7 protein-coding genes and 1 pseudogene are annotated in these 6578 nt (G+C 70.0%); 3 read left to right on the forward strand and 5 right to left on the reverse strand.

Annotation, left to right across the window (positions count from 1 at the left end):
* The 3 genes from IE249_RS20770 to IE249_RS20780 all read left to right on the forward strand — a co-directional run.
* Nucleotides 1–1448 (forward strand): FG-GAP and VCBS repeat-containing protein (locus tag IE249_RS20770; protein WP_189706649.1); only part of this gene is annotated, 1448 nt, incomplete at its 5' end.
* A 195-nt stretch (nucleotides 1449–1643) separates the two neighbouring features.
* Nucleotides 1644–2603: a Yip1 family protein gene (locus tag IE249_RS20775; RefSeq protein WP_189706651.1), complete on the forward strand. Its 960-nt coding sequence runs from the start codon at nucleotides 1644–1646 to the stop codon at nucleotides 2601–2603.
* 185 nt (nucleotides 2604–2788) lie between these two features.
* Nucleotides 2789–4228, forward strand: coding sequence for a recombinase family protein (locus IE249_RS20780; protein WP_189706654.1), 1440 nt, complete (start codon nucleotides 2789–2791; stop codon nucleotides 4226–4228).
* Between the two features lie 142 nt (nucleotides 4229–4370).
* Here IE249_RS20780 and repSA read toward each other — a convergent pair whose 3' ends face one another.
* The 5 genes and pseudogenes from repSA to IE249_RS37970 form a co-directional block, all read right to left on the reverse strand.
* A complete protein-coding gene (gene repSA / locus IE249_RS20785; protein ID WP_189706656.1) occupies nucleotides 4371–5759 on the reverse strand; it encodes a replication initiator protein RepSA in 1389 nt (462 codons plus the stop codon).
* A complete protein-coding gene (locus IE249_RS20790) occupies nucleotides 5756–5926 on the reverse strand; it encodes a hypothetical protein (protein WP_189706658.1) in 171 nt (56 codons plus the stop codon). Before IE249_RS20790 ends, repSA begins: the two co-directional genes overlap by 4 nt.
* Before the next feature lie 5 nt (nucleotides 5927–5931).
* Nucleotides 5932–6114, reverse strand: coding sequence for a hypothetical protein (locus tag IE249_RS20795; RefSeq protein WP_189706660.1), 183 nt, complete (start codon nucleotides 6112–6114; stop codon nucleotides 5932–5934).
* Nucleotides 6115–6207: 93 nt separating this feature from the next.
* The gene (locus IE249_RS20800; protein ID WP_189706662.1) at nucleotides 6208–6444 is read right to left on the reverse strand and encodes a hypothetical protein; all 237 of its coding nucleotides are present in this window, start codon (nucleotides 6442–6444) and stop codon (nucleotides 6208–6210) included.
* Between the two features lies 1 nt (nucleotide 6445).
* Nucleotides 6446–6578 (reverse strand): annotated as a pseudogene (locus IE249_RS37970) (SpdD protein); the annotation flags it as partial.

Below are 6578 nucleotides of genomic sequence, written 5' to 3' on the forward strand. Positions count from 1 at the left end.
CCACCGCGGCCGCGCTGACGGGCGGGCTGCTCGGTCTGACGGCCACCACGGCGGACGCCGCCGACTCCACCCACGTCCCGTTCGCCGACTTCAACGGCGACGGCATCGGTGACGTCGTCGCCTCGGCCCACGGCGCCTACGTCAGCGGTCGGAAGGGCGCCGGCCAGATCGTCGTGCTCTACGGCACGGCCACCGGCGTCGGCTCCGCCAAGCGCACCACCATCAGCCAGAACACCAGCGGTGTCCCCGGCACCGCCGAGGCCGGCGACGCCTTCGGCGGCGACACCGCGTACGCCGACTTCAACCACGACGGCTACGACGACCTCGCCGTCTCCTCCCCCGGGGAGAAGGTCGGCAGCGACACCGACGGCGGCGCGGTCGCCATCCTCTGGGGCTCGAAGAGCGGCCTCACGGGCAAGGGCGTCGACCTCGCGGACCCGGCCCCCACCTCGCACGACTTCTGGGGCACGGCGCTCGCGGCCGGCGACTTCGACGGCGACGGCAAGGCCGACCTCGCCGTCGGCAGCTCCGCCTCCACGATCTACATCTACAAGGGCGGCTTCAGCACCGCCGGCACCCCCGGCGGCCGCTACACGGTCAAGCCCCCGATCCGCACGGGCTCCAGCGGGCACCCCTACGGCCCGCTCAACCTCACCGCCGGCGACGTCAACGGCGACGGCCGCACCGACCTGGTGGTCGACGGTTTCGAGACCAAGACGTCGTACGGCTGGAACACCAACTACTACCTCCCCGGCGGCACCGGCGGCCTGAAGGCCACGTCCGCCAAGGCCCTCAAGCCCGGCATCATCACCGCCATCGGCGACGTGAACGGCGACGGCTACGGCGACATCGTCACCGGCGCCGACTGGGACAACAAGACCAGCGACGGCACGACCGTCCCGGACGCCGCCAAGGGCGGCAAGGTGAGCATCACCTACGGCACCGCCTCCGGCCCCGGCTCCACCACCGGCATCACCCAGGACACCGGCAACGTGCCGGGCGCCTCGGAGACGGGCGACGGCTTCGGCTGGGAACTGGACCTCGGCGACATCAACGGCGACGGCTGCCAGGACCTGGTCGTCAGCACCCCCAACGAGGACCTGAACGGCGTCACCAACACCGGCATGGTCACCGTCCTGTACGGCTCCGCGCACGGCATCGACACCACCTCGGGCATGCAGGCCTTCGCCCAGAGCACACCCGGGGTCCCGGGCAACGACGAGAGGTACGACCTGTTCGGCGCGGACGTCAAGCTCGACGACCTCAACGGCGACGGCAGGGCCGACCTGCTCGTCGGCTCCTACGAGAACTCCGGCGACGGCCAGCTGACGTACCTGCCCTCCAACGGCACGCGGATCACCACGACCGGGGGCCGCTGGATCGGCCCGGGCGACGTGGGCGTCTCCACGTCGGGCACTCCGCAGCTGGGCGCGGTCTTCGCGGACTGAGCCGTCTCCCACGAGCCGCTGAGGAGCTGCCGAGGAGTCGCTCAGGAGCCTCTCGTGAGTCGCTCGCAAGTCCCTCTTGAGTCCCTTAGGGGCGTCCTCGGGGCGCCCTTAGGGGATGTCACAGCTCAGCCGCAAAGGGCCACCGAACGCCCGGCCCCGGCACGTCACTCTCCGGGACCGGGTACGTTCGATGACGTGGCTGGATTCAGGATCGGACGCGGCGGCCGGGACGACCGCGCCCCGCAAGCGCGACCGCAACGACCCCCGTACGGACAGCAGGCCCCCCAGGCCCCGTCGTACGGCTACCCTCCGGCGCCGCAGCCGTACCCGCAGGCGCAGTCCCGCGTCGGGCGCGGCGGAGCCGGCGGTCCGGGCGGCGGGCCCGGCGGCGGGTGGCCGCAGGCCCAAGGCGGTCACAGAGGCGGTCACGGGGGCGGCTACGGCGGTCAGGGCGAGCCGGAGTACTTCGGCGACGGCGGCGCGCACCCGCAGGGCGTCCCCGACCCGTACGCGGCCAACAACCCGGGCCACACCCAGGCGTTCGCGGTCGGCGAGGACCCGTACTCGCAGGGCGAGACCTACCGCGCGGGCTCGGCCCCGGCCGGCCCGATCGGCCCGCGCCTGCACTGGAAGGACCTGCTGCGAGGCATCGTCCTCTCCCCCAGGCAGACGTTCCTCCAGATGCGCGACTACACGATGTGGGGCCCCGCCCTCGTCGTGACGTTCCTCTACGGCCTGCTCGCGGTCTTCGGCTTCGACGGCGCCCGCAAGGACGCGATCAACGCCACGCTCTCCAACGCGGTGCCGATCGTCCTGATCACCGCCGTGGCGATGGTGATCAGCTCTTTCGTCCTCGGCGTGGTCACCCACACCCTGGCCCGCCAGCTCGGCGGCGACGGCGCCTGGCAGCCCACCGTCGGCCTGTCCATGCTGATCATGTCGATCACGGACGCACCCCGTCTGTTCTTCGCCATGTTCTTCGGCGGCGACGCCGGCTTCGTCCAGCTCCTCGGCTGGGCCACCTGGATCGCGGCGGGCGCCCTGCTGACCCTCATGGTCAGCCGCTCCCACGACCTGCCCTGGCCCAAGGCCCTGGGCGCCTCGTCGATCCAGCTGATCGCCCTGCTGTCCATCGTGAAGCTGGGCACGTTCTAGCCGGTACCAGCGAGAAAAGGGGCCCGTCCGTCCGGCCGGGCCCCTTCTGTGTGCGTTGCCGCTCTTCTCAGGCGTCGAGCACCTGTCCGGCCCGCTTGACCACCGGCTCCTGGACGCTCCAGGCTGACTTGACTCCATGACGGTAGTAGCCTGAGCCATGCTGAGAAGGCAGGGGAGGCCCGAACGTGGCACGCAGGGTGGGGATCTACACCCGCATCTCGCGGGACGACGAAGGAGACGCACTCGGCGTCGCACGCCAGCAACAGGACTGCGAACGTCTTGCGGATCTCCGATCCTGGCAGACCGTGAAGGTCTACGAGGACAACGACGTATCCGCCTTCAAGCGCAACGTGGTGCGCGACGAGTTCGAGCTGATGTTGAAGGATCTCCGCGCCGGCCTCATCGACGGCATCGTGGCGTACGACCTTGACCGGCTCGCACGGCAGCCGCGGGACCTCGAACGACTCATCGAGATCTACGACGAGCGCCCCCGCCTGGAGTTCGCCACAGTCACGAACGACATCAACATCGGCACGCCGGACGGCCGCACGATGGCGCGCATCATGGTCGCTTTCGCCAACAAGTCGTCCCACGACGCATCCCGCCGCATCAGGCGAAAGCACCTGGAGTTGGCCCAACAGGGCAAGGACAGCGGCGGGCCGGCGCCGTACGGGTGGCGCAAGGACGACCGCAGCAAGGTCGACCCGGAGGCCGCCAAGGCCATCCGCGAGGCACAGCGCGAGATCCTGACCGGCGTGCGCATCGGGACCATCAGGAATCGGTGGCAGGAACAAGGCTTGGGCCATCCTCGCCAGGGCACCAAGCGCATGGCGCATCACCACCTCGAGCACATCCTGACGAGCCCGCGTCTGGTCGGGTATCGGACCTACCACGGCGAAATCCTGTACCAGGACGACGGCCAACCGGTGATGGGCGAGTGGGAGCCGATCAACACGCTCGAAGAGTGGGAAGCCGTACGCACGGCGATCACCGAGAGAAAGCAGAAGCAGAAGCAGTTCGGCAAGTCCTACGCCCGGAAATACCTGTTGTCGGGAATCGCCCGCTGCGGGCTGTGCAAGACAAAGATCCGGGGTCAGATCAACCAGCGCTGGCAACCAGGCTCGAAGGCAGCGCGGTACACCTATCAGTGCTCCGTGGTGAACGGCGGATGCGGCAAGGTGGGGCGCGTCGGCGATCCCGTTGACAGGATGATCGCTCAACTCGTGCTAGAGGAGCAGCGCACCCGGGCAGCGGTGAAAGGAACCCCCCTCGATCAACGATGGCCGAGGGAAGACCAGTTGGAGCAGATCAACCAGGACGTTGCCCAACTCGTCGAGGCGGAGAGGTCAAAGCAAATCACTGTCGCCACGCTCTTGCAGCTCTTGCCCGCCAAGGAGCGCGAGCGCGACGAACTGAGATTGGAACGAGCCCGGTTCTACAAGGAGCTGAAGCAAGCGGAGGCTAAGGGCGACACCACGAACCTGACCGTCGACGAGTTCTTGACCCTGCCCGTCGAACGCCAACAGGAGATCGTGTTGCACAGCCTCACCGCTGTGATCATCCATCCAGCCGGCCGGGGCCGACGCAAGTTCGACCCGAGCCTGATCGAACCGGTCTGGCGCTAAGGATCAGGCCCGCCCCTGCAACACGAGCGCACGGCGTACCCACTCCTCATCCCGCTCAGGAGCCCGGCGGAGATGCATCTGGACCCACTCATCTGTGGTCATGATCCTCGGCTTCGCCGCGTCCTTGCGCGACTGCGGCCGCTTAACGTCCTTGCTCATCGAGGGCACCTCCTGCCAGCTCTTCGCGGGCGGTTTCGCGGTTGAGTTGGATGTCCCGGCGGATGTTGGCGGCGAGCCAGGATTCGCCAGGGGTGTGACCGTGGCCGGCGTAGGCCCAGTGGGCGAGGGTGAGCGTGGTCGCTTCCTCGTCGTCCGGATTGGGCAGGCCGAGGGCTTGGCGTTGCTGGGCGGCGCGGTAGTCGGCACGGACCTGGCGCAGGGCGCCGAGGGTGGTGGAGTAGCGGCGGGACTTGGTGGAGAAGTGGCCGCGGAAGCCGAGCATGTGAGCCCAGTCCCGTAACTTGCGGTCCGGGTAGAGCGCGTGCAGGTCGAGGCAGGCCGCGATGAGCCGGGCCGGGTGGTCGGGCACGCCGAGGAGTTCGAGGGCTTCCTTGTTGCCGATGCGGCGGTCGACGGTGCCGGTGGTTTCGGCGGCTTTGGTGGCGTACTTGGCGACGTAGGAGGCGACGGCCTGTTCGGTGATCTCCTGGCCGTCGCCGAAGGCGCGGATCGGGCGTACGTCGATCTGCTCGCCCCACTGGAGGGTGCGGGCGGGTTGGTCCCCGGCGGGGGGCACGTCGACTTCGACGCGGGCGGCGGCTCGGATGGCGTCGGTGAGCAGGTTGAGGGTGGCCCACGCCGGGGGTGGGGTGTCGGGTCCTTCGGGTCCGTCGAAGCGGATGACGGCGTGGAAGTGGACGGCTCCGCGCTTCTGGTACTCGGCGACCTTGCCGAAGGAGACGCGTGACTGCTCGCGGGCCGCCTTCTGCGTGAGGCCGGCGCGGCGGGCGATCTCGCGGCGGAGGTAGATCGTGAAGTAGCGCCACAGGTCGGAGGCGTGGTTGTTCCACAGCACGGCTCCCGCGTAGTCGTAGGACTCCGGGTCGAGCGGGGTGCCCAGCTCGGGGGCGTCCTCGCGGTGGCGGGTGCCGCAGCGGCAGGGCCGGTTGCCGGGCCGGTTGTGGACCGGGCCGAACGACGGCGCGGTGAGGGTGGCGAACACGCGGGGGTGGTCGCGGATGGTCTCAGGGGTGCCCTTGGCGGGGTCGCCGACGAGGCCGGCGCGGATGAGGTGATAGGTGTCCCCGGCGTAGGTCCAGGCGCAGGCGGGGCAGCGGGAGGCCCGCCGGTTGCCGCACGCGACGCGCAGGACGCCGCCCGGCTCGGTGTCGGTCGAGTACCGGTGCAGGACGTGCCGGGTTTCCTTGTCCCGGACGACGACGGAGCCGTGCAGGCGAATCGGGTCGGTGCAGCCGCCGGTACGGCGGATCTGGTCTTGGATGCGGTCGAAGCCGGTGGACCCGGCCAGCCTCAGCACGTCGGCGAGGGTGTCCGGGTCCAGGCCGCCCGCCGCGGTGGCGGCAGCGGTCACTTGCCGTCCTCCTTGGCGGGGTGGGCGTCGATCCACGCTTCGGCGCACACCTTGTGGACGGGCTTGCCGGCGTCGGAGCGCAGCGGGGTGGGCTTGGTGCAGATCGCGCACGGCTTGTCGCCGCTGTGGTCGAAGTGCTCGGGCGAGCGCCAGTCGAGGAGCGCCACGGCGGTCACCTCCCCGCTCGGGTGAGCTGGGCGGCGGAGAGGGTGTGGCCGGTGCCCTTGCAGGTCGGGCAGGTGACGCGGAGGGTGGCGCGGGTGCCATCGCGGTGGCGGGTGCCGGTGGTGATGGCGACGGAGGCGAAGCCGTCGCAGTCGCGGCAGACGCGCGAGGTCAAGGTGTTCCGGGGCATGATGGGGCTTCCCTTTCGGGTCCGTTGGATCTGATGAGGGGTCCAGGCGCCCGGAGCGGCGGTTCTTTGGCGAGAGAGCCGCTCCGGGGGCCGTCAGCGCCGGCGGTTGCGGCGCGGGGGGCTGACCGGGGGCAGGGCGTCGTACGTGTCCTGGCCCTGCTGGAACGAGGCCGCGTCGGTGTCGTTCTTGGCGGTGTCGGAGAACTCGCGGCCGATGCGGCGCATGGTCTTGCGGTCGCCGTGGCGGCGGGCGATGGCGAACTCACGGCCCAGTTCGGCCATGGCCGGGTTCGCGGGCTCGGGGTTCGACTTGCGGCTGAAAAGGCCCATGTCAGTGCTTCCTCTCCTGGTTGAGCAAGGACCGAAGGACGACCGCGCACACGGCCACGGACGTGGCGGTGATGGCGACGGCCAGGAGCATGGAGACGAGGACGGCGCCGACGACCAGGACCACGGCGGTGCCG

The sequence above is a fragment of the Streptomyces anandii JCM 4720 genome, from assembly GCF_014650655.1.
Classification (GTDB): Bacteria; Actinomycetota; Actinomycetes; order Streptomycetales; family Streptomycetaceae; genus Streptomyces; species Streptomyces anandii.

Excerpts from the sequence above, each read along its gene's own strand:
- IE249_RS20795 (WP_189706660.1), bottom strand. The coding sequence starts at position 6,114 with ATGCCCCGGAACACCTTGACCTCGCGCGTCTGCCGCGACTGCGACGGC.
- IE249_RS20800 (WP_189706662.1), bottom strand. The coding sequence starts at position 6,444 with ATGGGCCTTTTCAGCCGCAAGTCGAACCCCGAGCCCGCGAACCCGGCC.